This window comes from Actinoplanes sp. NPDC021490 (assembly GCF_055562135.1).
This window is the reverse complement of sequence record NZ_JBVHFW010000025.1, coordinates 64,484-88,613: the sequence shown is the minus strand read 5'-3', so window position 1 is coordinate 88,613 and position 24,130 is coordinate 64,484. Positions and strand designations below refer to the sequence as shown.

The window sequence follows — 24,130 nt, the reverse complement described above, 5'->3', positions numbered from 1 at the left end:
ACAAGGAAACCCATGCCTCTGCACGGCCTGCTCTCCTTCCCGCTCACGCCGTTCACCCCGGACGACGAGGTGGCCACCGGCGTACTCGCCGACCACGTCGCCGAACAGGTGGCGGCCGGCCCGGCGGCCCTGTTCGTCGCCTGCGGCACCGGAGAGTTCACTGCCCTCGGCCCCGAGGAGTACCGCACCGTGGTGCGGACCGCCGTCCGGGAGGCCGCCGGCCGGCTGCCCGTCTATGCCGGGGCCGGCGGTGGACCCCGGATGGCCGCCGGCTTCGCCCGCGCGGCGGCCGAGTGCGGGGCGGACGGGCTGCTGCTGCTCCCGCCGTATCTCGTCTCGGGCCCGCCCGCCGGTCTCGTGCGGCACATCGCCTACGTCGCCGGGGCCACCGCGCTACCCGTGGTGGTCTACCAGCGGGCCAACGCCGTGCTCGACCCGGCCGCCGCGCTCGCGCTGCTCGACCTGCCCACGGTGATCGGCGTCAAGGACGGCCGGGGCGACGTGGACGCGATGAACCGCCTGGTCGCCACCGTGCGGGCGAGCGGGCATCCGCGCGCCGCCGAGATGGTGTTCCTCAACGGCCTGCCCACCGCCGAGGTGTCCGCGGCGGCGTACCGGGCCATCGGGGTGCCCAGCTACTCCTCGGCCGCGCTCTGTTTCGTGCCGGAGCTGGCGGTCGCTTTCCACCGGGCCATCGAGACCGGCGACGAGGCCGTCGCCCGCACGCTGCTGACCGAGTTCTATCTTCCTCTCGTGGAACTTCGCGACCGGGTGGCCGGCTATGCGGTCAGCCTGCCCAAGGCCGGCGCGACCCTGCGCGGCCTGGCGATGGGCTCGGTCCGCCCGCCGCTGGCCGACGTGTCCGCGGAGCACCGCGACGAGCTGGCCGCGTTGATGGAGCGGGGCCGCGCCGCGCTGCTGAGGATCAGCGCGCCGCGGGCCGTACCGGAGGTGGCCGCGTGACCCTGCCGATCACCGGGGTGCGGGTCACGCCGATCGCCTTCCCCGACCCGCCGCTGCTGAACTCGGCCGGGCTCCACCAGCCGTGGGCGCTGCGGTCGATCATCGAGGTCACCGCGGCCGACGGGTCGGTGGGGCTGGGCGAGAGCTACGGCGACACCCCGCATCTGGCGTTGCTGGGCCAGGTGGCATCCGCGCTCGACGGGCTCGACATCTTCGACCTCAACGGTGTGCGGTCACGGGCGGCGACGGCGATCGGGGCGGCCGACGCCCCGGACCGGCACGGGCTCACCGGACCCTCCAGCGCCGCGAAGACGCTGGCCCGCGTGGTCTCCCCGTTCGAGGTCGCGCTGCTCGACCTGCAAGGGCAGGCCACCGGGCGGCCGGTGTGGGCGCTGCTCGGCGGCCTGGTCCGCGACCGGGTGCCGTTCTCCGGATACCTCTTCTACAAGTGGGCCGCCCACCCCGGCGCCCAGCCGGACGCCTATGGCGAGGCGCTCGACGCGGCCGGTCTCGTCGAGCAGGCCCGCAAGATGGTGGCGCAGTACGGCTTCCGGTCGCTCAAGCTCAAGGGCGGGGTGCTGCCACCGGACGACGAGATCGAGGCCGTCGAGGCGCTGCGGGACGCCTTTCCCCGGCATCCGCTGCGGCTCGACCCGAACTGCGCGTGGACGGTCGAGACCTCCGTACGGGTCGCCGGGAAGGCCGCCGGGTTGCTGGAGTATCTGGAGGATCCCACTCCCGGTCTGGCCGGCATGGCCGAGGTGGCCGCGGCGGCGCCGATGCCGCTGGCCACCAACATGTGCGTCGTCGAGTTCGGCGACCTTCCCGAGGCCGTCCGGCGGAACTCCGTGCAGGTCGTGCTGTCCGACCACCACTACTGGGGCGGGCTGACCGAATCGGCCACGCTCGCCGCGGTCTGCCGCACCTGGGGGCTCGGGCTGTCCATGCACTCCAACAGCCACCTGGGCATCAGCCTGGCCGCGATGGTCCACCTCGGCGCGGCCACCCCCAACCTGACCTACGACGCCGACACCCACACGCCGTGGCAGCTGGGCGCCGACGTGGTGACCGAGCCACTGAGCTTCGTGGACGGCGCGGTGGCCGTGCCCATGGGACCCGGCCTGGGGGTGAGCCTCGACCGGGCGGCGCTGGCCCGGATGCACGCCGACTACCTCGCCTGCGGCCTGCGGGAACGCGACGACACCGGCTATCTGCGGCAGTTCCGGCCCGGCTTCGAGAAGCGGCGACCGCGGTGGTGAGCGCGGCCGGGCACGCCTATCCGTGGGACGTGCTCGGCGACCCGGACTTTGCGGCGCGCGTCCGCAAGGCGGGGCTGGACACCGTCACGCTGGCCGCGGCCTACCACAGCACGAGGGCGGCAACCCCGCTGCACCCGGCCCGGCGCACAGTGGACGCCCGGCACGCGGCGCTGTACCGCCCGATCCGGCCCGAGGCCTGGACCGGGAAGCGGCTGTGGGCGGCCGCCGCCGACTGGATGGGCGAACCCGACCCCTTCGGCGCCGCCGCCCAGGTGCTGCGGGACAACGGATTGCGGATCACCGCCTGGATCGTGCTGACCCACAGCACCCGGATCGGCGCCGTCCACCAGGATGTGGCCGTGGTCAACTGCTTCGGCGAGCTCTACCCGTACGCGCTCTGCCCGGCCGCTCCGGAGGTGCGCCGGTACGCGGCCACCCTGGCCGCCGAGGCCGTGCGCGACGCCCCGGTCGACGCCGTCTCGCTGGAAGCCTGCGGCCAGATGGGCGTGGACCACCTCGGCCACCACGAGAAGACCGCGGGCGCGTGGACCGCCCACGGCCGCCGGGTGTTGTCGGTCTGCTGCTGCGGCTGGTGCCGGGCGGCGTGGCGGCAGGCCGGCGTCGACGACGAGGACGTGATCGACGGCCTGCGCCACGAGCGGATCCACGACGTCGTGCTGCCCGTCCGCCAAGCCCACACCGACGCCCTCCGGGCCGAAGTGCTTGCGGCCGTACGGGCCGTGCTGCCCGGCGCCCCCATCCGGCTGCACGCCAGCCCCGATCCGTGGGCCACCGGACCGTCACCCGGGCTCACTCCCACGGCCGCCGCCGACGTCGACGCTCTGCTCGTGCCGGCCTGGCCGCTGGGCACGGCCGACGTGGTCGCGGCGGCGACGGCGTACGGCAAACCGGTCGACGCCTACGTCACCGTCCTGTCCGAGGCCGAGCCGCGTGAAGTCCGGCGGCACGCCCGGGCGGTCGTGGACGCGGGGGCCTCCGGTCTCGGCCTCTATCACCTCGGGCTGGCGCCGGCCTGGCGCCAGGGACTGTTCGCCGACATCCTCGGCGCGGTCCGATGACCGTACGGGCCGGGCTGCTCTCGGTGACCCTGCGCGGCCTGACGCCCGAGCGGGTGGCGGCCGTCGCCGCCGAAGCCGGGCTGACCGCGATGGAGTGGGGCGGCGACGTCCACGTCCCGCACGGCGATCTGGCCGCCGCGGCGCGGGTCGCGGCTCTGAGCGCGCGGACGGGCCTCACGGTCGCCGCCTACGGCTCCTACTACCGGCTCGGGCACAGCGACGACGCGGAGGCCGTGGTGGCCACGGCCGCCCGGCTGGGCGCGCCGGTGATCCGGGTCTGGGCCGGCCGGCAGGGCAGCGCGTCCGCCGATGCCGCCTACCGGGCCCGGGTGCGCGACGACGCGTTGCGGCTGGCCGGTCTGGCCGGCCGGATCGGCCTCGTGCTCGAATACCACCGGGACACCCTGACCGACACCCGCGCCTCGACCGCCGCCCTGCTCGACGAGCTGCGCCCGGCCGGTGTCCGCAGCCTGTGGCAACCGCAGCCCGAGCGGTCCGCCGAGGAGAACACCGCTGATCTGCGGGCTCTGCTGCCGGATCTGGCCAACCTGCACGTCTTCGCCTGGAATCCGGATCGGAGCCGGTTGCCGCTGGCGGCGCATCGCGAGCGGTGGGCGCACTGGCTCGCGGTGGCCGCCGAGGCGCCGGGCGACCGGTACGCCGGCCTCGAGTTCGTGCCCGGCGACGATCCGGCTCAGGTGCTGGCCGACGCGGCCACCCTCCATGCCGTGCTCGGGTGAGCGCACGGCACGGAGGGCGGCCGGCCCATCAGGACGTGGGGAAGTCATCCGCCGGGCTCTTGATGTGGTCGCGGATCCAGGTTCCGGCCGGCTTCAGCCGCGAGGTTCCGGCGAACGGGCCACTCGGGCAGGTGCCCGGGGTGAACACCGCGCCCGAGCGGCTGTCGTCGGAGTAGTTCCAGTTGGTCCAGCTGATCTTCTTCTGGGCCATCAGATCCAGGTACTGCTGCGAGCGGGCGAAGTTGTTGGCCCCGTCGCCGGACACCGTCTGGGTGCCGAACTCGGTGACGAACACCGGGATCCGGTCGGCCGCGCGCGACAACGTGTTCAGATATTCGGCGCCGTGCGAGCCGGCGTAGAAGTGGAACGTGTACATGATGTTGGTGGCGTTGACCGGGTTGTTGATGACGTCGGTCTCGCTGCCGCCGTCGGAGACGCCCAGCGAGCCCCAGCCGTGGGTGCCCAGCAGAATGACCGCGTCCGGGTCGGCCGCGCGGATCGTCGGGATGATCGCCTCGTGGTACGCCTTGATCCGCGACCACGGCGTGCCGTTGGGCTCGTTGGCCACGTCGTACAGGATGTTGGGCTTGTTGCCGTGCCGCTGGGCGATCTCGGCGAAGAACGTCCGGGCCCGGTCGAGGTTGTAGTTCGGGTCGCCCGGCGTGAGCTGGTGCCAGTCGACGATGACGTACATGCCACGGGCGCTGACCTGCTCGATGAGGGCGTGCACGCGGTCGGTGAACAGCCGCGGGTTGGTCTCGTAACCACCCTCCTGGATGTACATCGACAGGCGCAGGTGGTCGGCCTCCCAGTCACCGGCGAGGGCGTCCAGCGAGGCGTTGTTGACACAGTTGGGATACCACTGCAGGCCGTGCGTGCTCATGCCGCGCAGCTGGATCGGACGGCCGTACTGGTTGCAGAGCTTGACCCCGCACACGCGCAACTGGCCGTTGACGGCGACCGGGGTGCCGGTGGCCGGGGGTGTGGTGGCGCCGTCGGTCACGGTCAGCCGGTCGAGGTTGGGGCCGCCGACTGCGGTGGTCGAGGTGGCCAGGATCGTGTTGGCGCCGGCCTTGAGGGTGGCGGTGACGGTGGCTTCCTGCCACGACGTCCAGGCGCCGGTGCCGTTGAAGGCGAGAGCCTGGTTGACCACGGCGCCGTTCACGGTGATCCGCATCGGCCGGTTGACGGTGGTGCCGTTGGCGAAGCGGAAGCGCAGGGTGGCGGTTCCGGCGGTGGCCTGGGGGGACCACTGCACGGCGCTGCCGACCGCGTTGTCGGTGTTGACGAAGCCGCTGCCGGTGAACCCGGCGTGGTTGGACTCGACGACACCGGCCGTGATGGTGGCTGATTCGGCTTCGAAGGTCGTGGTCGCGGCGTCGGCGCTGCTGATGAAGACCAGCCCGGCGCCGACCAGGCCGGCGGTGGTGAGGGCAGCGATCTGAGTACGCACTCTGGGTCGTTTCATGTCCGTCCCGGGGGAATAGTTAAGTACTCTTACCAATGATGGTGGTCGATGTTAAGGAGGTCGCTGCCGGACGTCAAGACGCGTCCACATATGTAGACGGCTTACAGATGGGGGTTTCGCATCCGTGTCACGGGCGTTACTTTGTCAGTCATCAATGTCCCGCCCTCAGGAGTTGACATGCGCACCCGCACTCTTCGCACGAGCTGCGCCGCCGCCATAGGCCTGGCCATGCTGGCCACCCTCGGAGTCATCGCCAGTCCCGGAGCGGCCGCGCCGGCGGCGACGGCCGCCATCTCGGTCGATCTCGCCCACCCCGGCGCACGCCTGCCGGCCGACCTCGTCGGCTTGTCGTTCGAGATGCGGGAACTCGGCATCGGCAACCTGGACGCCCGCAAGGGCAACCTGGCTCAGCTGTTCCAGACCCTCGGCCGCAGCAATGTCCGCATCTCCGGCAACACCCTGGACCGCGACGGCATCTGGCTGCGCGACGGCGAGGCGCTGCCCAGCCCGCAACCCGACTGGCTGCAGCACGTGGTGAGCCGCTCGGACATCGAGCGGCTCGACGAATTCCTCGGCGAGACCGGCTGGAAGACCGAGGTCGGCATCAACCTGGGCCGGTGGGACGCGGCCGACGCCGCCGACCAGGCGCGGGTCATGACCAGGGTGCTGGGCCGCAAACTGGTCGCGGCCGAATGCGGCAACGAACCCGATCAATGGGTCGGCAAGGGCTTCCGCCCCGCCGGGTTCGCTTACGCCGACTACCGCAAGGACTTCCAGGCCTGCGCGGCCGCGGTGGGCCCGTCGATCCCGCTGGCCGGCCCGGACGCCGCGTCGCCCAGCTCGGCCTGGGCGGCCAACCTGGCCCGCGACGAGTCCCGGCTCGGCCTGGTCATGCTGCACCAGTACGCGATGGACCCGACCGGCACCATGGCCCGCCTGCTGTCCCCCGAGACGTACGCCGGCCAGCTGCGTTCCATCACGCCGAACCTCGACGCGGCCAAGGCGGCCGGCAAGCCGCTGCGCCTCGACGAGACCAACTCGGCCTGGGGCGGTGGCATCGACGGCGTCAGCAACAAGCACGGCTCCGCGCTGTGGGCTCTCGACTACAGCCTCCAGCTCGGCCAGGCCGGTGTCGCGGGCCTCAACTTCCACGGCGGCCTCGGTGTCTGCGACCAGCCCATCTGGAACGGCAAGTGGCAGCTGTACACGCCGATCTGCGCCGCCAGCAAGGCCGGCGAGCTGGCCCAGATCTACAAGGTGATGCCCATCTATTACGGCCTGTGGATGGCCCGCCGGCTGGGCACCGGCCGATACCTGCCGGCCACCCTCACCACCGACCGGAACCTCACGGCCTACGCGGTACGGGGCGACGACGGCCGGCTGCGTCTCGCCGTGATCAGCAAGGAGGATCCCGCCTCCGGCCCGGTCGACGTGTCCATCGCGGTCGGCGGGTCCAACCGCGGCGCCGACGTGCTCACCATGACCGGCAGCAGCCTCACCGGCGTGGACACGGCCGTGCAGGGCGCGACGGTCGGCAGCGACGGCCGCCTCCAGCCCGGCCGGCCCACCCGGGCGCCGGTCCGCGGCGGCACCCTGTCCCTCCAGCTGACCGCGGGCTCGGCGGCGGTCATCACCCTGGACCGCTGAGGCCGGGCACCCGGTAAACGCGACTCAGCGGCCCGTGCAGCAGATCCGGCGACCGATGCGTTCTTAACTAGGGCGCGTTTCATGGCTGGGCCCGGCGCGTCAGGTCCAGCCATGAAACGCGCTACGGGCACCGGACGGGGAGGACGGATGACCTTCGAGGAGTTCGCGGCGACGCGGTCGGCCTCGCTGCTGCGGTACGCGGTGCTGCTCAGCGGCGACCGCGAGGAGGCGCGGGACATCGTCCAGGAGGTGCTGACCCGGGCGCTGGTGAAGTGGAACCGGATCGGGTCGGTGCAGGATCCGTACGGCTATGTGCGGCGGATGGTGACCAACGAGTTCCTGTCGTTGCGGCGGCGCCGGCGGGTGCGGACCGTGCCGCTGGAGCGGGAGACGGTCGACGGGGCGTCGGCGCCACGGGTGCCCGAGCAGCCGGAACCCGACGACGACCTGTGGCGCCTGCTGATGAGGTTGCCGCGCCAGCAGCGGGCGGTGATCGTCCTGCGCTACTACGAGAGCCTCAGTGACCTGGAGATCGCGGAGGTGCTCGGCTGCCGCACCGGAACCGTGCGCAGCAACGCCAGCCGGGCGCTGGCCGCGCTGCGGATCGAGCTCGACGAGCCCACGATCAACGAAAGGATCCTCTCGTGACGAGCCTCGACGAGCTCAAGCGCACCCTCGAACAGCGCGCCGGTCTCGCCCCCGACGCCACGGGCCTGGTGGAGCAGGCGCGGGCCGGCGCCGTACGCCTGCGCCGCCGCAACCGGATCCGCGCGGCCGCCGCCGTCGTCGTCGCCGTGACTCTCGTGGTGAGCGCGCCGTCGGTCGTCCGGTCGTTCTCGGCCGAGCCGCCGCCGAACCCGGCCGGCCCGATGACCTACTACCGCGAGCCGTTCCAGCTGACCCTGGAGCTGGCGCCGAGCCCGATCTACTTCACCATGACCCACGGCACGCAGGGCCGGACCCAGTTCCTCATCGCCCGGCCGGTCAAGTCGGTCCAAGCCGACTCGGGCGGCACCATCGCGGCCCACGACCCCGGCACGTTCGACCCGACCAGGCTGCGCCGCGGCGAGCAGGTGACCGTGAACGGCCATCCGGCCTACTACGTCAACGAGCTTGATCCGCCCGCACCGGCCGGCTCGGCGGGCTCGGACGGACCCAGCCCGGGGGGATCGGCCTACCGGATCCGGGAGGCGGTCGGCTGGCAGGATGCGTCCGGGGCCTGGGTGCTCGTCTACGAGGGCGCGAATCGCGCCGCGATGCTGAGGCTGGCCGAGAGCGTGCGTCTGACCGCGCCGCGCGCCGCGCGAGCCCCGGTGCGGTTCGGCTGGGTGCCGAACGATCTGCCGGTCACCTATACCGAGACCAGAGACGTGGCGGCGAACGGGGTGTCGGCCGACATCGGTTTCGGTGACCCCGGGGAATCCGTCCCGCAGTCGTCCAGCCCGTTCTTCTCCATGCCCTATCGCACTCCGCTGACGGTCAGCGCGTTGCCGATGAACGGCATCATGACCGCGTGGGGCGAGGACTACGCCGATCGGCCCGTGCGCACCATCGCGGGGCATCGGACCTGGTACGTCGAGGGCGACGACGGCAACTTCCCCAGCCGGGACGGCAGCCACATGATGATCCAGGCGGGCTCGTGCGGGATCACCGTCATAGTCAAGGACCGGGCTTCGATCCCGTACGCGGCCCTCGAGCGCATGATCCAGAACATGACCTTCGGCGGGTGCGACGACACCTCGGACTGGCTACCGGTGATCGGCTCCTGACTCCCGGGCCGACGTGGTGAACCGGCCATTCGGTTACCCCGGCGGCGCGATTGTGAGAAAGCCGCGGCGTACGGGCGCCTCATCAGTTCCTGACATCTCGTCACCACACTTTCGATACTTCGCGATCGAACTGCCGCTCCCGCTGCGGCAACCGCGCGGAGCCGGAGGTGATGACGTCGATGACGCAACAACAGTGGACCGGCAGCAGACGAGTGCTTCTCGCCCTCGGTGGTTTGTCTCTGCTCAGCGCCTGCGCCGAGCCGCAGCCGCGGCCTCAGCCGGAATCGTCCGCACTGCCACCGGCCACGATCCGGCCCTCGCCGCCCCCGCCGCCACCGTCCCCGACCGGACTGCCGCGCATTCCGGTGCAGAAGGAGCCGCGGTACGTCGTCCCGGCCGCGTCGGCCGTCAAGGGCTCGCGGGTCGTGGCCCTGACCTTCGACGACGGACCGCATCCGGCGTACACCCGGCAGGTGCTCAAGCTGCTGCGCAAACATCACGTCAAGGCCACCTTCTTCGTGATCGGGCAGCAGGCCGCCGCCCACCCCGACCTGGTGCGGTCCATCGTCGACGACGGGCATACGGTCGGCACCCACAGCTGGTCGCACGCGAACCTCAGCCATCTGCCCGCCGGACGCGTGCGGACCGAGGTGGGCCGGGCGGTGGACACCGTCGCCGCGACGACCGGCAAGATTCCGGAGCTCTTCCGGGCCCCGTACGGGAGCTGGTCGCGCACGGTCTTCCAGACGTGCGCCTCGCTCGGCCAGATCTCGATCGCCTGGGACGTGGACCCCCGCGACTGGGACAATCCCGGTGCGGGCCGGATCCGTTCGAGGATTCTGGACCAGGTCGGCAACCGGTCCATCGTGCTCACTCACGACGGTGGCGGCGAGCGGTCCCAGACCGTACAGGCTCTGCGCAGTGTTCTGCCCGTCCTGCTCGATTCCGGCTACCGATTCGTGGGGGTGTGAGCGATGGCCGAACGCCGAAGTCGGCGACGCCGCTGGTGGCTGGTGCTGACGGTGGTTCTGGCGGTGCTCGCCACCGGGTCGGTGGCCGCCGTCGCCGGGATGCGGATGCTCTCGCACCGCTACGAGGACGCCGTCGACCGGGCCGACCTCCTGCCGCCGGCCCCGACCCGGTCCGCGGGCGCCAAAACCGAGCCGCCCAAGGTGCGCGGACCGATGAACCTGCTGCTGATCGGGTCGGACAGCCGGACCAACGGCGAACCGGGTGACGGGCGCAGCGACGTCGTCATCCTCGTGCACATCCCCGCCTCGACCGGCCACGCCTACGTGATTTCCATACCGCGCGACACGTACCTGCCGATCGCCACGGCCGACGGGGAGCGCGGGCCGCGCAACAAGGTCAACGCGGCCTTCGCGTGGGGCGGCGCGCCCCGGCTCGTCCAGACGCTCAACCGCTTCGGCGGCATCACCGTCGACTGGCCGCTCATCGTGGACTTCGCCGGCATCCGCAAGCTCACCGATCTGGTCGGCGGCGTCGACGTGACCATCGACAAGAGGAGCGTGGACGCCTACCGGTTCCTGCCCGAGGACAGCCCGTACCCGTCGGCGCCGTGCACCGACCCGCAGGGCCGGCCCCGCCGCTGCGTCGTCTTCCCCGCCGGCCGGGTGCATCTCGACGGCAAGCTCGCCGAGTTCTATGTGCGTCAGCGCCGCGGGCTGCCCAACGACGACTTCGACCGGTCCCGGCGGCATCAGCAGTACCTGCGGGCACTGGCCGAAAAGATGGCCGACCAGAACCTGCTGACCGACCCGCAGAAGCTGGATCGGCTGGTCCGGACCGCGGCCGGGATGCTCACCGTCGACCGGCACATGCCGGTGCAGCGCCTCGCCTTCACGCTTCGTCACCTGCGCGCCAAGGATCTGACGTTCCTGACCCTGCCGATCGCCGAGAACCGGAACGTGCCCGGCGTCGGCGCGGTCATGGTGCCCGACGCGGCGCGCTGCCGGGAACTGTTCGCCGCGCTGCGCGGCGGCCGGCTCGACGAGTACGTGCGGGAACACCCGCCCAACGACGTACGGCACGGTCGCTGAGCTCAGGCCGGTCGCACGAGCTGGGTCTCCAGATCGCGCAGGGCCTGGAACAGCGCCTCCGAGAAGGTCGGGAACGGCTGGACGACGTCCAGGAGCTCCAGCAGGGGGATACGGGCCCGGATGGCCACGGTCGCCTGCTGGAGCCATTCGGCCGCCTCGGGCCCGACCGCGTAGGCGCCGACCAGCCGTTCGCCGTCCGACACCAGGGTGACGAAGCCCGGGTGGGCCTCGTACGCCCGCGTGTACGTCGCGGTGCGGGCCACCGCGGACAGCGGGACCGTGGCGGTGAAGTCGCCGGTCGTCTCGCCCACCGACGCCGCCTGCGGGTCGCTGAACACCACCCTCGGCATGGCCTCGTAGTGGGCGGCCCGCGGTCGCCCGAGGATGTTGGCGGCCGCGACCCGCCCCTGGTACTGCCCGGCGTGGGTGAGATTCCAGAGGCCGGTGACGTCGCCGATGGCCCACAGATCGTCTCCGCAGGACATGCGATCGTCCACCCGGATGCCTTGCGGCCGGGCCTCGATGCCCACCGTTTCCAGCCCGATGAGGTCGACCCGCGGGCGACGGCCCGTGGCGACGAAGATCCGGTCGGAGCGCACGGCCGTGCCGTCGGCGAAGCCGACGACGTAGTCCGCGCCGTCCAGCCGGACACTGGCCGCCTCCTGGCGCAGGCGCAGGTCCACTCCGTCACCGGCCAGCGCCGACCCGATGGCCTCGGCCAGCGGGCGTGGCTCGCCGGGCAGCACCCGGTCGCTCCGGTCGACCAGGACCACCGACGCTCCCATCCGGGCCAGGGCCTGGCTCATTTCCACCCCGACCGGCCCGGCGCCGAGCACCACCAGCCGATCGGGCAGCTCGGTGAGCGCGGTGATCTCGCGGTTCGTCCAGATGCCGGGCAGCTCGCGCAGACCGGGAATGTCGGGGACAACGGGGTCGGATCCGGTCGCGATGACGATGTGGCCGGCGCGGTACGTCGTGCCGTCGACGTCGACCGCGCGGGGGCCGGCCAGCCGGCCGCGTCCGCGAACGACGTCGACCCCGGCGTCCCGGGCCCACCGAGCCTGGCGGTGGTCGTGGTAGTGGGAGACCATGAAGTCGCGCCAGGCCAGCGCGGCCCGCACGTCCAGAGGTGATCCGTTGACGGCCTCCGCCGCTCCGGGCACCTCGCGAGCCGCCGCCAGCGCCTCGCCGGGGCGCAGCAACGTCCTGGACGGGATGCAGCCCCAGTAACAGCACGTGCCACCCAGGAGCTCGCGCTCCACCACAGCGACACGTGCGCCGCCCTCGGCCAGCACCTCCGCGCAGTGCCCGCCCGGTGCGCCACCACCCAGCACGATGACGTCGTAGCTGGTCATCGCGTCCGTCGAGGTCATACGACGACCATGGCGCACGGGGCCGGCCCGGCGAACCCGGGAACGGCACTGGTCGGAGCGGGACCAGTACGCGTCACGAAATCGAGGGCAGACCAACCCGGCATCAACGACTATGCTTGCGGAGGTGTCCGGCGACTCTGTACGCCTCGACTCCGTACACCTCGATGCCAACCACCTCGGCTCTGTTCGGCTCGGCTCTGTTCGCCTTCACGGCCGGAACAACGAGATCCGCGCGCTGGAACGCCTGTGCGGCGATGTGCGAGCCGGTCAGAGTGCCGCTCTGGTCATCCACGGCGAAGCCGGCGTCGGCAAGACCGCGCTTCTGCGGTATGCGACTCAGCTCGCCCTGCCGCATTTCCGGATCGCCCAGATCGCCGGCGTCGAGTCCGAGGCCGAGCTGGTGTACGCGGGCCTGCACCAGCTCTGTGCGCCGATGCTCGGCCACCTCGAGGCGCTTCCGGAGCCTCAGCGGTCGGCGTTGTGCGTCGCGTTCGGGCTCGCCGACGGAACCGCCCCGGATCGCTTCCTCGTCGGCCTGGCCACGCTGAGCCTGCTCGCCGAGGTCGCCGGCCACCGGCCGCTGATCTGCCTGGTCGACGACGCGCAATGGCTCGACCGGGCTTCGAGCGAGATCCTCGGTTTCGTCGCTCGCCGGCTCGCCGCCGAGTCGGTGGCCATGGTGTTCGCCGTCCGTGACGATCAGGACGGCTTGGGCCGGGGCCGGCTGACCGGCTTGCCGGTGATGGACCTCGGCGGCGTCAGCGGTGAAGACGCGCGGGCGCTGCTGGCCACCGTGGTGCCCGGGCGCCTCGACCCGCATGTCTCCGATCGCCTGGTGGCCGAGACGGCCGGCAATCCGCTGGCCCTGCTGGAGTTGCCACGCGGCATGAGCCCCGCGGAACTGGCGGCCGGGTTCGGGCCGCCGACCGCCGGCGGAGCGGCGGCCGGCGTGGAGAGCCATTACGCCGGACGGCTCCGTCTGCTTCCCGCACCGACACAGCGGCTCATGCTGCTGGCCGCCTGTGACGGCACCGGGGACGTCACGACCGTCTGGCGGGCCGCGGCCATCCTCGGCATCGGGTTCGACGCCGCGCGGCCCGAGGTGACCGATGGGCTGTTCGAGATCGGCGCGCAGGTCCGGTTCCGTCATCCCCTGGTGCGGTCGGCCGTGTACAGGTCCGCCTCGGTGGACGAGCGCCGAGCCGCCCATCAGGCGTTGTCGCTGGTCACCAACGCCGCGACCGATCCCGACCGCCGGGCCTGGCACCGCGCCCAGGCCAGCGCGGGCCCCGACGAGGAAGTCGCGGTGGAACTCGAGCGCAGCGCCGACCGGGCCCAGGCGCGTGGCGGGTTCGCCGCGGCCGCGGTGTTGCTGGAACGCTCGGCGGGCCTGACCGTGCGGCCGGCCGTGCGGTTCGAGCGAAGACTGGCGGCCGTACGGTCACACCTGCGTGCCGGCGGGTTCGACACGGCGCTGGCGTTGCTGGCCGCGGCCGAGTCCGAGGCGCCGGACGATCTGGCCGTGGCCCGCGTCGCGCTGTTGCGGGGGCAGGTGGCGTCGGCGTCCGACGGTGGCGGCGACGCGCCGCTCCAGCTGTTCAAGGCGGCCGGGCGCCTGGAACGCCTCGACACCGCGCTGTCCCGCCGGACCTATTCGGATGCCTGGGGCGCCGCGATGTTCGCCGGCCACCTCGCCGAGCCGGGCGGCGAACTGCCCGAGGTGTCCCGGGCGGCGCGCGTGGGTCCCCGGCCGGACGTTCCGTTGCGCCCGTTCGGCCGGGTCCTGGAAGGGCTCCTCGTCCTCGCCACCGACGGCCGGGCGAAGTCCGAGCCGATGCTCCGCGACGCGCTCGGCGCCCTGTTCGCAAGCGACCTGCCCGTCGAGAACTGGCTTCATCATGGGGCTCTGGCCGCCACGGCCGCGGCGGCGATCTGGGACCTGGAGGCCTGGAGCGCGGTGAACAGCCGGCAGGTCAGCCTCGCCCGCGAACTCGGTGCGCTCGCCGTGCTTCCGACCCCGCTGAGCGGGTTGGCCCTGGTGGCCACGTGGCGGGGCGACTTCGAGACAGCGGCCCGGCTGACGGCGGAACACCACACGGTCACGGAAGCGACGGGGACCCGCATCGCCCCGTACGGGGCCTTGCTGCTCGCCGGTTATCGGGGGAGCGTGGAGGAGGCGTCCGCCCTCATCGCGGCGACCACGGAAGACTCGATCAGCCGGGGCGAGGGGCTCGGTGTGGACCACGCACGGTGGAGCGCCGCGATCCTGAACAACAGCGTCGGGCGCTACCCGGAGGCGATGGCGGCCGCTCATCCCGCCGACCCGGGCGCCCCCGGACTCCTGGTCTCCACCTGGATGCTGCCCGAACGCATCGAGGCGGCGATCCGCTGCGGGGAACGGGACGTGGCCGTGGCGGCGCTCGAGGAGTTCGAGTCCACGGCCAACCCCGGCGCGCACGGCTGGGGCCGCGGCATCGCGGCGCGCTCGCGGGCCATGCTCAGCCACGGCGACGTTGCCGACGGTCTCTTCCGGGAGGCGATCGACGAGCTGGGCCGGGCCGGGGTCCGCGGGGAACTGGCCCGCGCCCAGCTGGTGTTCGGGGAATGGCTCCGCCGGGAAAACCGGCGCGGCGAGGCCCGGGAACATCTGCGGACCGCCCACGACATGTTCGTGGCGATGCCGGCCGACGGTTTCGCCGAACGGGCCCGCCGGGAGCTTCTCGCGACCGGGGAACACGTCCGTCGCCGGCCGGACGGCAACCGTGCGGAACTGACCCCTCAGGAACTGCACATCGCCCAGCTCGCCCGCGACGGTCACACCAACCCGGAGATAGCGGCGGAGTTGTACATCAGCTCCCGCACGGTGGAGTGGCACCTGCGCAAGGTGTTCACCAAGCTGGGAATCAGCTCACGACGCGGCCTCAAGAGCGCCTTGCCGAGCCGCCGCCCGACCGGACCGGGCGTGTGAGGAGCCGGGTCATGACTACCATCCCGGTCGTCCTGCTTCTGGCGCTGCCGGCCCTGATCGGGCTCGCCGCATGTGGCGGGCCCGGCGGGATCACGGCCGTCTCCTATGGAGGCGTGCGGGATCAGGGCTCGACCGGGTTCGTCGCGGCCGATCTGGGGGCTTCTTCGCAGCGCAGGGGCTGACGTTCTCGCCGACCTGGGCGACGGGCGGGACGGTGATCCTGCAGGGGCTGGTGAGCGGGGACTTCAAGGTGGCCAACGTCGGTCCGGCGCAGCTCTACGACGCCATCGGCAACGGCGCCTGTGCCCGGGTGCTCCGCCCGACCCAGGGCGCGTCGTACGGGGTGATCGCCCGGCCCGGCCTCGGCCTCGACAGCACCCGGCCCTACCCCGGCACCCTCGCCCAGCTACGCGGCCGCACGGTCGGTGTGCCCACCCGCGGCGCCGCCCAGGAGCTCGTGTTCCGGTCGGTGCTGGCCGAGGCCGGGCTGAACCCGGACACCTATGTCACATGGGTGGCCATCGGTGCCGGTGCCGCCGCCGCGACCGCCTTCGCCTCCGGGAGGGTGGACGCGGCGTTGTCCTATTCGCAGCTGGAGATGAACCTCGCGGCCGGCGGCACCGCCTTCGACCGGCTGGTGGATCTGGCCGGCCGGGACAGCCCGCTGGGGCCGTTCTGGCAGTCGGTCGCCGTCGCGAACTGCGCCTGGGCCGACGACCATCACGACACGGTGTGACGTTCTGCCATGCGCTCAACCAGGGCTTCCAGGCACTCGGGCGGGAACCGGAGGCGGGGCCACGGGCGTTCGCCCAGCTCGGTCTCGGATCGGATCACGACCAGGTGAGGACGGCGTGGCGGAAGTACCGGACCGCGGTCGTGGACATCCCGCCCTTCACCGAGCGGAACTGGAACCATCAGGCGAGATCCGCCTCCGGTGGTGTGGCGCCGGACTTCTCCGAATACGTGGTCGACGGCTGCTCGACGGCATGATCGGGTCGTACGTCGGTCGGAGGCGGGCACGATGAGAACGGCCGGGGCGGCCGCGCACCGCGTCTGGTTGTGGCGCGTCGCCGTGCCGCCCGTCGTGGTCGGCCTGTGGCAGCTCGTGTACCAGCTCGACGTGACCAGTCGCGTCCTGCTGCCGGCGCGTTGTCGGCCGTCGCCGGCATCCCGCTCGGAATTCTGCTCGGCATGCTGCCCCGTACGTGGGCCGTGCTGGCGCCGTACCTCAACGCGGTCAACAGCATGCCGCGCATCGCGCTCGCACCGGTCTTCCTCGTCGCGTTCGGCATCGGGCAGAGCTCCAAGATCGCCCTCGGGTCCAGCATCGCTTAGCACCGACGAGGACCACCGCAGGGTGTCCGTCCGGACCGTGCTGGCCGGCGTGTTACATGTTCGCCCGCGACGCGCTCCTGCCCTGGCGCACCGCGCGCGCCAACGTGGAGCTGGGCCTGGAGCTGCGGGGGAGCGCGGCATCCGCCAGGCACGAGCGCGCCCGGCAGATGCTCGACCTGGTGCACCTGTCCACGGTCGCCGGCAAGTATCCTTCCCAGCTGTCGCAAGGCATGCGCCAGCGGGTCGCGCTGGCCCGGACCCTGGCCTCCGACCCCGAACTGCTGTTGATGGACGAGCCGTTTGCCGCCCTGGACGCCCTCACCCGCTCGTCCATCCGCGACATGCTGCTCGACATCTGGGACAACGAGGCGCACCGCAAGACCGTCCTGTTCGTGACCCACGACCTCACCGAGGCGCTCGTCCTCGCCGATCGGGTCGTCACGCTCGGACCCGGCGGTGTGCGGAGCGACGTGGAAGTGCCGTACGGCCGTCCCCGCGAAGAACGGGCCCTGATGGCTCGAGCCGACTACCGCGCCCTCTACGACCGCCTCCGCGCCGACCTCACCATTGACGACTGAGCGGGGCCGCCGGGTCAGCGCAGCGAGCGGAAGGCGGCACGGATCTCGCGGCTGAACAACGCCGGTTCCTCCCAGGCGGCGAAGTGCCCGCCGCGCGAAGGTTTGTTGTAGTAGCTGAGGGTCGGGTAGCCGATCTGAGCCCAGCTCCGCGGCGCCTGGAAGATCTCGCCCGGGAAGGCGCTCACGGCGACCGGGACGGACACCGGGGGAGGGCTCTGGCCCGTACCGGCGCTCTGTTTCCTCTCCCAGTAGGTGCGGGCGGCCGACTCGCCGGTGCCGGTCAGCCAGTAGACCGAGATGTTGTCGAGGACGTGTTCGCGGGTGAGGTTGCCCGACGCCGGGCCGCCGAGGAAGGCCCGTGAGATCTTGAGGTAGCTGTCGGTGTCGTGGTCGAGCATCCAGGCGGCCAGGGCGACCGGGGAGTCCAGGAGCGCGTAGCCGATCGTCTGCGGCCGCGTCCCCTGCTCGACGAGGTAGCCGTTGCCGGTCGTTGTGAAAACCTGCAGGGCGGCTTGGGCGGCCTTCTCCTCGTCGGTGTTCTTCGGCAGGTTGCCGGTGCCGGCCAACGCCGTGACGAGCAGGTTCAGGTGGATGCCGAGCAGTCCGGCCGGCGCCAGACGGCCGATGCTGTCGGTGACCGCGGCGCCGATGTCACCACCCTGGGCGACATATCGGGCATAGCGGAGGCGGCGCATCAGCTCGGCCCAGGCGCGTGCGGTCCGGTTGGTGTCCCACCCGAGTTGCCGCGGTTTGCCGGAGAAGCCGTAGCCGGGAATCGACGGCAGCACCAGATGGAAGGCGTCCGCCGCCCGTCCGCCGTGCGCGGTCGGATCGGTGAGCGGGCCGACGGTCTCGAGCAGTTCGACGATCGAGCCGGGCCAGCCGTGCGTCATGATCAGCGGCAGCGCGTCCCGGTGCCGCGAGCGGATGTGCAGGAAGTGCACGTCGACGCCGTCGATCTCGGTGCGGAACTGCGGCAGCGCGTTGAGTTTGGCCTCGAACCGGCGCCAGTCGTACCGGGTCGTCCAGTAGCGGGCGAGAGCTTGGGCGGTCGCCAGTTGCACGCCCTGCGAACGGTCGCCGACGAGCTCGCGGGACGGCCAGCGGGTCGCGGCGACGCGGCGGCGCATCGCGGCTACCTGCTCGGGCCGGACAGCGACCCGGAACGGGCGGATTCCCGAAGCGCCGGACGGCGCCGCGCTCGCCGGCTCCGCACCGAGCGCGGCCGGCGTGGCGACCGTGAGGCCGGCGGCGAGGGTGCCCTGCAGCAGTTGACGTCGAGTGGGTTGAGACGCGGAAGTCATCATGCATCACTTTCTTGGGGGGATCGGGGGTCAGCGCAGTGAGCGGAAGGCGGCTCGCACCTGCGCCGCGAACAACTCCGGCTCTTCCCAGGCGGCGAAGTGGCCGCCCCGTTCGGCCACCCCGAAGTAGTCCAGCGTGGGGTAGGACTTCTCGGCCCAGCTGCGCGGAGTCCGCCAGATTTCGCCGGGGAACGTGGTGAAGCCGACCGGAACCCGGGGATCCGGAAGGGGCGGCCGGCCCGCGGCGGGGGCGTCCGGTCCGTACGCCTCCCAGTACGACCGGGCGGTCGATGCCCCGGTGCCGGTCAGCCAGTAGGCCGTGACGTTGTCGAGGATGTGGTCGCGGGTGAGGTTGCCGGTGGGCCGGTCGTCGACGAACGCACCGGCGATCTTGTAATAGGCGTCGGTGTCGTGGTCGATCATCCAGGCGGCGAGGGCGGCCGGCGAGTCCAGAAGGGCGTATCCGATCGTCTCGGGCCGGGTCGCCATCTCGACGAAGTAGCCGTTCCCGCTGGTCTGGAAGACCTTGATCGCCTCGAGCGCCGCCCGTTCCTCCTCGGTGGCGCTGGGCAGCGACGCCGGATCGTTGAGCGCGGGCACGAGCAGGTTGGTGTGGATGCCGGCCAGGCCCTCCGGCCCGAGTCGCCCGATCGCGTCGGTCACCCCGGCGCCGACGTCTCCGCCCTGGGCCACGTACCGGTCGTAGCCGAGCCGGCGCATCAGCTCGGCCCACGCCCGGGCGGTACGCACCAGGTCCCACCCGACCTCGGCCGGCTCGTCCGAGAAGCCGTACCCGGGCAGGGACGGGAGCACGAGGTGGAACGCGTCCGCGGCGGAGCCACCGTGGGCGGCCGGATCGACGAGCGGGCCGGCGGCGTCCAGCATCTCGATGACCGAACCGGGCCAGCCGTGCGTCATGATCAGCGGCAACGCATCGGGGTTCTCCGACCGGATGTGGACGAAGTGGATCCGGACGCCGTCGATCTCGGTGGTGAACTGGGGCAGCTCGTTCAACCGCGACTGCACCCGCTCCAGGTCGTATTCCTTCTCCCAGTACTGGCCCAACGCCCGCATGGTGGCCAGTTGCACACCCTGGGAGCGGTCGCCGACGAGTTCCCGGGACGGCCAGCGCGTCGCCGTGAGCCGGTGACGCAGGTCGTCGAGGGCCTCTTTGCGGAACTGCACGGTGAACGGTTCGATCGTGGTCATGGCGCGCACTGCCTTTCAGCCGGGATTTCCCATCAGCCTCGCAACGCCCGGGGGTGGCTCGTACCCGTGGAAGTCCCGGGTCGACACACGGGCGCCCGCGCCGCCCGGCCCCGCGTGACGACCGGCAGGCCCTGCGTAAGGCGCCGCGCCGGCCGTCGGCCAGTGACGCCACGTCATCGATTGTGGTGACGTGACGGACCTGATCGCGTCGCCGTCCGGCTGGTGTGCTGACCGGCATGGTTTTGCTGAATGCTGGAAAGCTGTCCAGGGCGCTCGCCGCGGCGCTTCTCGTGCCGCTCGCCGCCTGCACTTCGGAGCGGCCGGCCCCGGCGACCTCCGAGGGGCCGGCCGGGCTCGAACGGTTCCACCAGCAGACGCTGCAGTGGACGAAGTGCGACGACTACACCTCGACCGCGACCGAGAGCGCGGTGATGGCGCTGGTCAACGGTCTGGAGTGCACCCGCCTGGAGGTGCCCCTGAGCTATGACGACCCGGGCGGGCGCACCATCCAGGTCGCCGTCGCACGCCGCCCGGCGCAGGGTGACAAGCTCGGCTCGCTAGTGACCAACCCGGGTGGGCCCGGCGGGTCGGGCCTGTTCGGCGCGGCCACCACCGTCCTCGGGCTGGACAAGGCGAAGAGCCCGCTGGTCGAGCGGTTCGACCTGGTCGGCTTCGACCCCAGGGGAGTGGGCGCCACCGAGCCGGCGGTCGACTGCTACACCGACGCGGAGGCCGACCGGGGCGACGTGCCGCTGACCACGCAGGGGACGACCGTGCAGTGGACCGAGGACGACACCCGCGCGGTGGTCGAACGCTGCGCCAAGGGCTCGGGCGGCCCGGAGGCGCTGGCGCATGTCGGCACCCGCGAGGTCGCCCGCGACATGGACGTCCTGCGCGTGGTGCTCGGCGACGAGAAGCTCACCTTCCTGGGCCAGAGCTACGGCACCCGGCTCGGCGCGGTCTACGCCGAGCAGTTCCCGCGCAACGTCCGCGCCATGCTGCTCGACGGGGCCATCGACTCCCGGCAGGGCACCGTCGAGCGGCGGATCTTCGCGTACACCGGATTCCAGGCGGCCTTCGAACGCATGGCGGCGTTCTGCGCACGGCAGGCCGGCTGCCCGATGGGCCGCGATCCGAAGACGGCCACCGCCGAGTTCCAGAAGCTCGTGCGGCCCCTGTACGACCGGCCGGTCCCGGCCCTGGGCGGCCGGCTGGACTTCGACGGCGCGGTCGGCGGCGTGATCTCCGGGCTGTACACCCAGACGGCGTGGCCGCGCATCGTCAAGGGGCTCACGCAGCTGCGGCAGGGACGCGGCGACGAGCTGGCCCGGATCGGGTTCGACTTCGCCGGCCGGGACGCCAAGGGCGCCTGGCCCAACTTCAGCGAGGCCAACTTCGCCATCAACTGCATGGACGAGCAGCGGCTGAGTGAGCAGCAGGGCAACGAGCTGCGGGCCGCGATCTTCAAGGCGGCGCCGTTCATGGATCCGGGCGCCGGCTTGTCCACCGGGGCACGCGACGGATGCGAGCACTGGCCGGCCGCGCCCACCCTCGGTTTCCCGTACGCCGAGGACGTGCGGGGCCTCCCCGGCACGCTGGTCGTGTCGATCACCGGCGACCCGACGACACCACACGCCGGCGCCGTCCGCCTCGCCGAGACGCTGGGCAGCGCGCTGCTGACGGTCCGCGGCGAGGGGCACACCATCGTCATGGCCGGCACGAATCCCTGCGTCGACAAGGCGGCCGCCGACTACCTGATCGACTTGAAACTGCCCGGCGAGGGCGCGACCTGCACCCTCTGAAGCACCCCACCCGGCCGGACCCTAGCCCAGAAGGGCCCGGACCTCGGCGGCCTCGGGGGCGCCGCAAGCGGTGTACATGGTCAGGGCCTGCTCGAGGTGGTGACGGGCCCGGACGTCGTCGCCCAGCGACTGGTGGGCCCAGCCGATTCCGGCGTGGGCGCGCGCCTCCTGCTGGAAGTCGTCGGCGTCGGGCGCCATGGCGAGGGCGGCCGTGTGGTGGGCCAGGGCCTCGGCCGGGCGGCCGGCCGTCCGGGCCGCTTCGCCGAGACCGTTGAACGCCCACACCTCGCCGATCACGGAGCCGATCTCGCGGTTGATCCGCAGGGACTGCCGGTGGAAGTCGGCGGCCTCGCCGGGCCGGCCGAGGCGGGTGTGCAGCAGGCCCAGGCTGTCCAGCGCGTTGCCCTGGGCGGCCGGGCTGCCGAGCTTCCGATAGAGGGTCAGCGCTTGGCCCAGATGGTCGCCGCCTTCGGCCAGACGGCCCATCCGGGTCTCGATGTCGCCGAGAACGTTCAGCGCGTACGCCTCACCGTCAGCGCTGCCGCGGCGGCGAGCGAGTTCGAGGGCCTGCCGGCAGTAGTCGGCGGCCTCGGCGAAGCGGCCCACGCGGTCCAGGAAGATGCCCAGGCCGCACAGCGCGTTGACTTCGCCGACCGGGTCTCCGGCCTGCAGGTACAACTCCAGGGCCTGCCGCGTGTGGTCGAGGGCGTCGGCGTAGTCGCCGGTCCGCTGTTCCGCCATGCTGAGGTTGTAGAGGACCCGGCCCTGGCCGCCGAGGTCACCGGACTCCCGGAACAGATCGAGGGCCTGCCGGAAGTGGTCGGCGGCCGCGCCGGGACGGCTCAGCCGCAGGTGCGCGAAGCCGAGGTGGGTGAGGGCCAGCGCCTCTTCGCCGGGGTCACCGCGCTGGCGGGCGGCGTTGACGGCGTGACCGAACATGGTCAGGGCGTCGGCTTGAGAGCCGCCGGCGAGGTGGCGGTACAAGCTGCTGGCCAGTGCGACGGTGTGGCCGGGCCACCCTTGTGTCGCGGCATGCGCGGCGACGGCGAGGATGGTCTGCCGTTCGATGTCCAGCCAGGCCAGCGCGGTTTCGGGGCCGGTCAGCTCCGGGCCCGGCGTCGCGGCGGGGGCGGCTTCCGGCCGGCGGTAGGTCTCCGCGGGATACAGGACGTCCACGGCGGCCGCCGCGGTGGCGACGTAGTGGTCGAACAGACGGGTCAGGGCGGCGCGCCGCGCGGGTGGCGGGTCCTCGTCGTGGGTCCGGGTGGCGGCATAGGCCCGGACCAGGTCGTGCAGGACGTACCGGCCCTCGGCGGCCGGCTGGAGCAGGTGGTCGCGGCGCAGCTCCTCCAGTTGCTGCCGGGCGGCCGGCAGTCCGGTGCCGGTGAGCGCGGCCGCCGCGTACACGTCGAAGTCCTGACCGGGGTGCAGCGCGGTCAGCCGTAACAGCCGCTGCTGCTCGGGCGGCAGGTGCCGGTAGGACAGGTCGAGGGCGAGCGCGACGCCGGTGTCCAGCCGCCGGTCGCGGTGGCGGTCGTCGAGCCGGGCGGCGTGGTCGGTCAGGGTCCAGCCGGGCATGCCCGAGATGTGGCCGGCCAGCAGGCTCAGCGCCAGGGGCAGACGGCCGCAACGCTCGGCGATCCGCGCCGGTGCGCCGGGATCGGGGCCCACCGGCACGCTCCCGGTCGCGGCGGCGAGGAACGTCACCGCCTCGTCGGAAGCGAAGACGTCCACCTCGAGGCGCAGGCCGACGGGCAGATGCCGCCGGCTGGTGACCAGCGTCAGGCAGTCGGGGCCGGTCGGCAGCAGGGGGCGTACCTGCTCCTCGGTGGCCGCGTTGTCCAGAACGACCAGTGCCCGTACGCCGGACAGAAGCTCCCGGAACAGCACACTGCGCGCCGCCTGCCCGCGCGGAATCCGGTGGCCCGGCACCCCCAGCAACCGCAGGAACCCGTCCAGCACCGCGGCCGGATCGGCCGGTGGCTGCGCCGGATCGGGGTGGAAGCCGCGCAGGTTCACGAACAACACCCGGTCGAACGGGCCCAGCAGATGCCCCGCATGCACGGCCAGCTGGGTCTTGCCGACTCCGGCCATCCCCTCGATCACGCACACCGGGGCTTGCCGCAGCCGGTCCAGTTCCCCCACCCGGCCGGTGAAGCCCGGCAAGTCCTGCGGCAGTGAATCCTGCACGCGTACCTGGGAGACCGCCTGGGATTCGCCCATGACCCGGCGCAGCGCCTGCCGCCAGCGGTCCACATTGTCCGCGTTCGGGTGCAGCGCGGACACCACCGCCAGCACCAGGTCGGCGTTCAGCCGCCGCCGGCCGGGCCGGAAACAATCGGCCACCGTCGACCGGCCCGTCAGCTCACCCGCCGGCCGCCCGGCCGCCGCCCACGCCGCATTGACCCGGTCCAGGATCACCCCGTACGACGGATCGCCCGCCCACGCCTTGAGCAACCGCAGCCGTTCGACGAGGTCGTCGACGTGGACCGCCTCGGCCGGATCGGGCAGCGATTCGAAAGGCATGCCCGGCAAATTACCGGACACAGTGGAGCGGGCGGGCGACCGATTGACGA

21 protein-coding genes are annotated in these 24,130 nt (G+C 72.3%); 16 read left to right on the top strand and 5 right to left on the bottom strand.

All coding sequences use genetic code 11. The features are described from left to right. Positions 1-12 precede the first annotated feature (12 nt). The 4 genes from ACZ3I4_RS44080 to ACZ3I4_RS44065 are packed head-to-tail and all read left to right on the top strand — an operon-like array spanning position 13 to position 4,041. Positions 13-963 carry a 5-dehydro-4-deoxyglucarate dehydratase gene (locus tag ACZ3I4_RS44080; protein WP_465388125.1) on the top strand — a complete coding sequence of 317 codons (951 nt, stop codon included), beginning with the start codon at positions 13-15 and terminating at the stop codon, positions 961-963. Next, entirely contained in the window at positions 960-2,222 is a 1,263-nt protein-coding gene (locus ACZ3I4_RS44075) for an enolase C-terminal domain-like protein (protein WP_465388124.1), read from the top strand. The genes ACZ3I4_RS44080 and ACZ3I4_RS44075 overlap by 4 nt, the downstream gene beginning before the upstream one ends. Then, the gene (locus tag ACZ3I4_RS44070) at positions 2,216-3,301 is read left to right on the top strand and encodes a hypothetical protein (protein ID WP_465388123.1); all 1,086 of its coding nucleotides are present in this window, start codon (positions 2,216-2,218) and stop codon (positions 3,299-3,301) included. The genes ACZ3I4_RS44075 and ACZ3I4_RS44070 overlap by 7 nt, the downstream gene beginning before the upstream one ends. Continuing rightward, positions 3,298-4,041, top strand: coding sequence for a sugar phosphate isomerase/epimerase family protein (locus tag ACZ3I4_RS44065; protein WP_465388122.1), 744 nt, complete (start codon positions 3,298-3,300; stop codon positions 4,039-4,041). The genes ACZ3I4_RS44070 and ACZ3I4_RS44065 overlap by 4 nt, the downstream gene beginning before the upstream one ends. 28 nt (positions 4,042-4,069) lie before the next feature. On the opposite strand, the gene ACZ3I4_RS44060 is transcribed toward ACZ3I4_RS44065, so the two are convergent. Further along, the gene (locus ACZ3I4_RS44060) at positions 4,070-5,494 is read right to left on the bottom strand and encodes a cellulase family glycosylhydrolase (protein ID WP_465388121.1); all 1,425 of its coding nucleotides are present in this window, start codon (positions 5,492-5,494) and stop codon (positions 4,070-4,072) included. A gap of 192 nt (positions 5,495-5,686) precedes the next feature. Here ACZ3I4_RS44060 and ACZ3I4_RS44055 point away from each other — a divergent pair, with 192 nt between their 5' ends. The 5 genes from ACZ3I4_RS44055 (at position 5,687) to ACZ3I4_RS44035 (ending at position 10,985) form a co-directional block, all read left to right on the top strand. Beyond that, a complete protein-coding gene (locus ACZ3I4_RS44055) occupies positions 5,687-7,156 on the top strand; it encodes a glycosyl hydrolase family 79 C-terminal domain-containing protein (RefSeq protein WP_465388120.1) in 1,470 nt (489 codons plus the stop codon). 147 nt (positions 7,157-7,303) lie between these two features. After that, positions 7,304-7,804, top strand: a complete 501-nt coding sequence (locus tag ACZ3I4_RS44050) for a SigE family RNA polymerase sigma factor (RefSeq protein WP_465388119.1) — start codon at positions 7,304-7,306, stop codon at positions 7,802-7,804. Then, positions 7,801-8,925, top strand: a complete 1,125-nt coding sequence (locus ACZ3I4_RS44045; protein ID WP_465388118.1) for a hypothetical protein — start codon at positions 7,801-7,803, stop codon at positions 8,923-8,925. Before ACZ3I4_RS44050 ends, ACZ3I4_RS44045 begins: the two co-directional genes overlap by 4 nt. Positions 8,926-9,104: 179 nt before the next feature. Next, the gene (locus tag ACZ3I4_RS44040) at positions 9,105-9,896 is read left to right on the top strand and encodes a polysaccharide deacetylase family protein (protein ID WP_465388117.1); all 792 of its coding nucleotides are present in this window, start codon (positions 9,105-9,107) and stop codon (positions 9,894-9,896) included. Between the two features lie 3 nt (positions 9,897-9,899). After that, positions 9,900-10,985 carry an LCP family protein gene (locus ACZ3I4_RS44035; RefSeq protein ID WP_465388116.1) on the top strand — a complete coding sequence of 362 codons (1,086 nt, stop codon included), beginning with the start codon at positions 9,900-9,902 and terminating at the stop codon, positions 10,983-10,985. 2 nt (positions 10,986-10,987) lie between these two features. Here ACZ3I4_RS44035 and ACZ3I4_RS44030 read toward each other — a convergent pair whose 3' ends face one another. Then, a complete protein-coding gene (locus ACZ3I4_RS44030) occupies positions 10,988-12,358 on the bottom strand; it encodes a dihydrolipoyl dehydrogenase family protein (protein WP_465388115.1) in 1,371 nt (456 codons plus the stop codon). A 124-nt stretch (positions 12,359-12,482) separates the two neighbouring features. On the opposite strand from ACZ3I4_RS44030, the gene ACZ3I4_RS44025 reads away from it, so the two are divergent. The 6 genes from ACZ3I4_RS44025 to ACZ3I4_RS44000 all read left to right on the top strand — a co-directional run bounded on the left by ACZ3I4_RS44025 (position 12,483) and on the right by ACZ3I4_RS44000 (position 17,239). Beyond that, positions 12,483-15,326, top strand: a complete 2,844-nt coding sequence (locus ACZ3I4_RS44025) for an ATP-binding protein (RefSeq protein ID WP_465388114.1) — start codon at positions 12,483-12,485, stop codon at positions 15,324-15,326. A gap of 11 nt (positions 15,327-15,337) precedes the next feature. Continuing rightward, positions 15,338-15,508: a hypothetical protein gene (locus ACZ3I4_RS44020; protein ID WP_465388211.1), complete on the top strand. Its 171-nt coding sequence runs from the start codon at positions 15,338-15,340 to the stop codon at positions 15,506-15,508. Continuing rightward, positions 15,505-16,062, top strand: a complete 558-nt coding sequence (locus tag ACZ3I4_RS44015) for a PhnD/SsuA/transferrin family substrate-binding protein (RefSeq protein WP_465388208.1) — start codon at positions 15,505-15,507, stop codon at positions 16,060-16,062. Before ACZ3I4_RS44020 ends, ACZ3I4_RS44015 begins: the two co-directional genes overlap by 4 nt. Further along, the gene (locus ACZ3I4_RS44010) at positions 16,059-16,316 is read left to right on the top strand and encodes a hypothetical protein (protein WP_465388113.1); all 258 of its coding nucleotides are present in this window, start codon (positions 16,059-16,061) and stop codon (positions 16,314-16,316) included. Before ACZ3I4_RS44015 ends, ACZ3I4_RS44010 begins: the two co-directional genes overlap by 4 nt. Before the next feature lie 105 nt (positions 16,317-16,421). Further along, positions 16,422-16,661, top strand: coding sequence for a hypothetical protein (locus ACZ3I4_RS44005; RefSeq protein WP_465388112.1), 240 nt, complete (start codon positions 16,422-16,424; stop codon positions 16,659-16,661). 56 nt (positions 16,662-16,717) lie between these two features. After that, on the top strand, positions 16,718-17,239 hold the full coding sequence (locus tag ACZ3I4_RS44000) for an ABC transporter ATP-binding protein (RefSeq protein ID WP_465388111.1): 522 nt from the start codon (positions 16,718-16,720) through the stop codon (positions 17,237-17,239). Between the two features lie 14 nt (positions 17,240-17,253). On the opposite strand, the gene ACZ3I4_RS43995 is transcribed toward ACZ3I4_RS44000, so the two are convergent. Continuing rightward, on the bottom strand, positions 17,254-18,546 hold the full coding sequence (locus ACZ3I4_RS43995) for an epoxide hydrolase family protein (protein ID WP_465388110.1): 1,293 nt from the start codon (positions 18,544-18,546) through the stop codon (positions 17,254-17,256). A 27-nt stretch (positions 18,547-18,573) separates the two neighbouring features. Continuing rightward, positions 18,574-19,752 (bottom strand): epoxide hydrolase family protein, encoded by a 1,179-nt coding sequence (locus ACZ3I4_RS43990; protein WP_465388109.1) that lies wholly within the window; start codon positions 19,750-19,752, stop codon positions 18,574-18,576. Between the two features lie 236 nt (positions 19,753-19,988). Between ACZ3I4_RS43990 and ACZ3I4_RS43985 the strand changes: the two genes are divergently transcribed. Next, positions 19,989-21,554 (top strand): alpha/beta hydrolase, encoded by a 1,566-nt coding sequence (locus tag ACZ3I4_RS43985; RefSeq protein ID WP_465388108.1) that lies wholly within the window; start codon positions 19,989-19,991, stop codon positions 21,552-21,554. Positions 21,555-21,575: 21 nt separating this feature from the next. Here ACZ3I4_RS43985 and ACZ3I4_RS43980 read toward each other — a convergent pair whose 3' ends face one another. Further along, a complete protein-coding gene (locus ACZ3I4_RS43980; protein WP_465388107.1) occupies positions 21,576-24,080 on the bottom strand; it encodes a tetratricopeptide repeat protein in 2,505 nt (834 codons plus the stop codon). Positions 24,081-24,130: the final 50 nt, after the last annotated feature.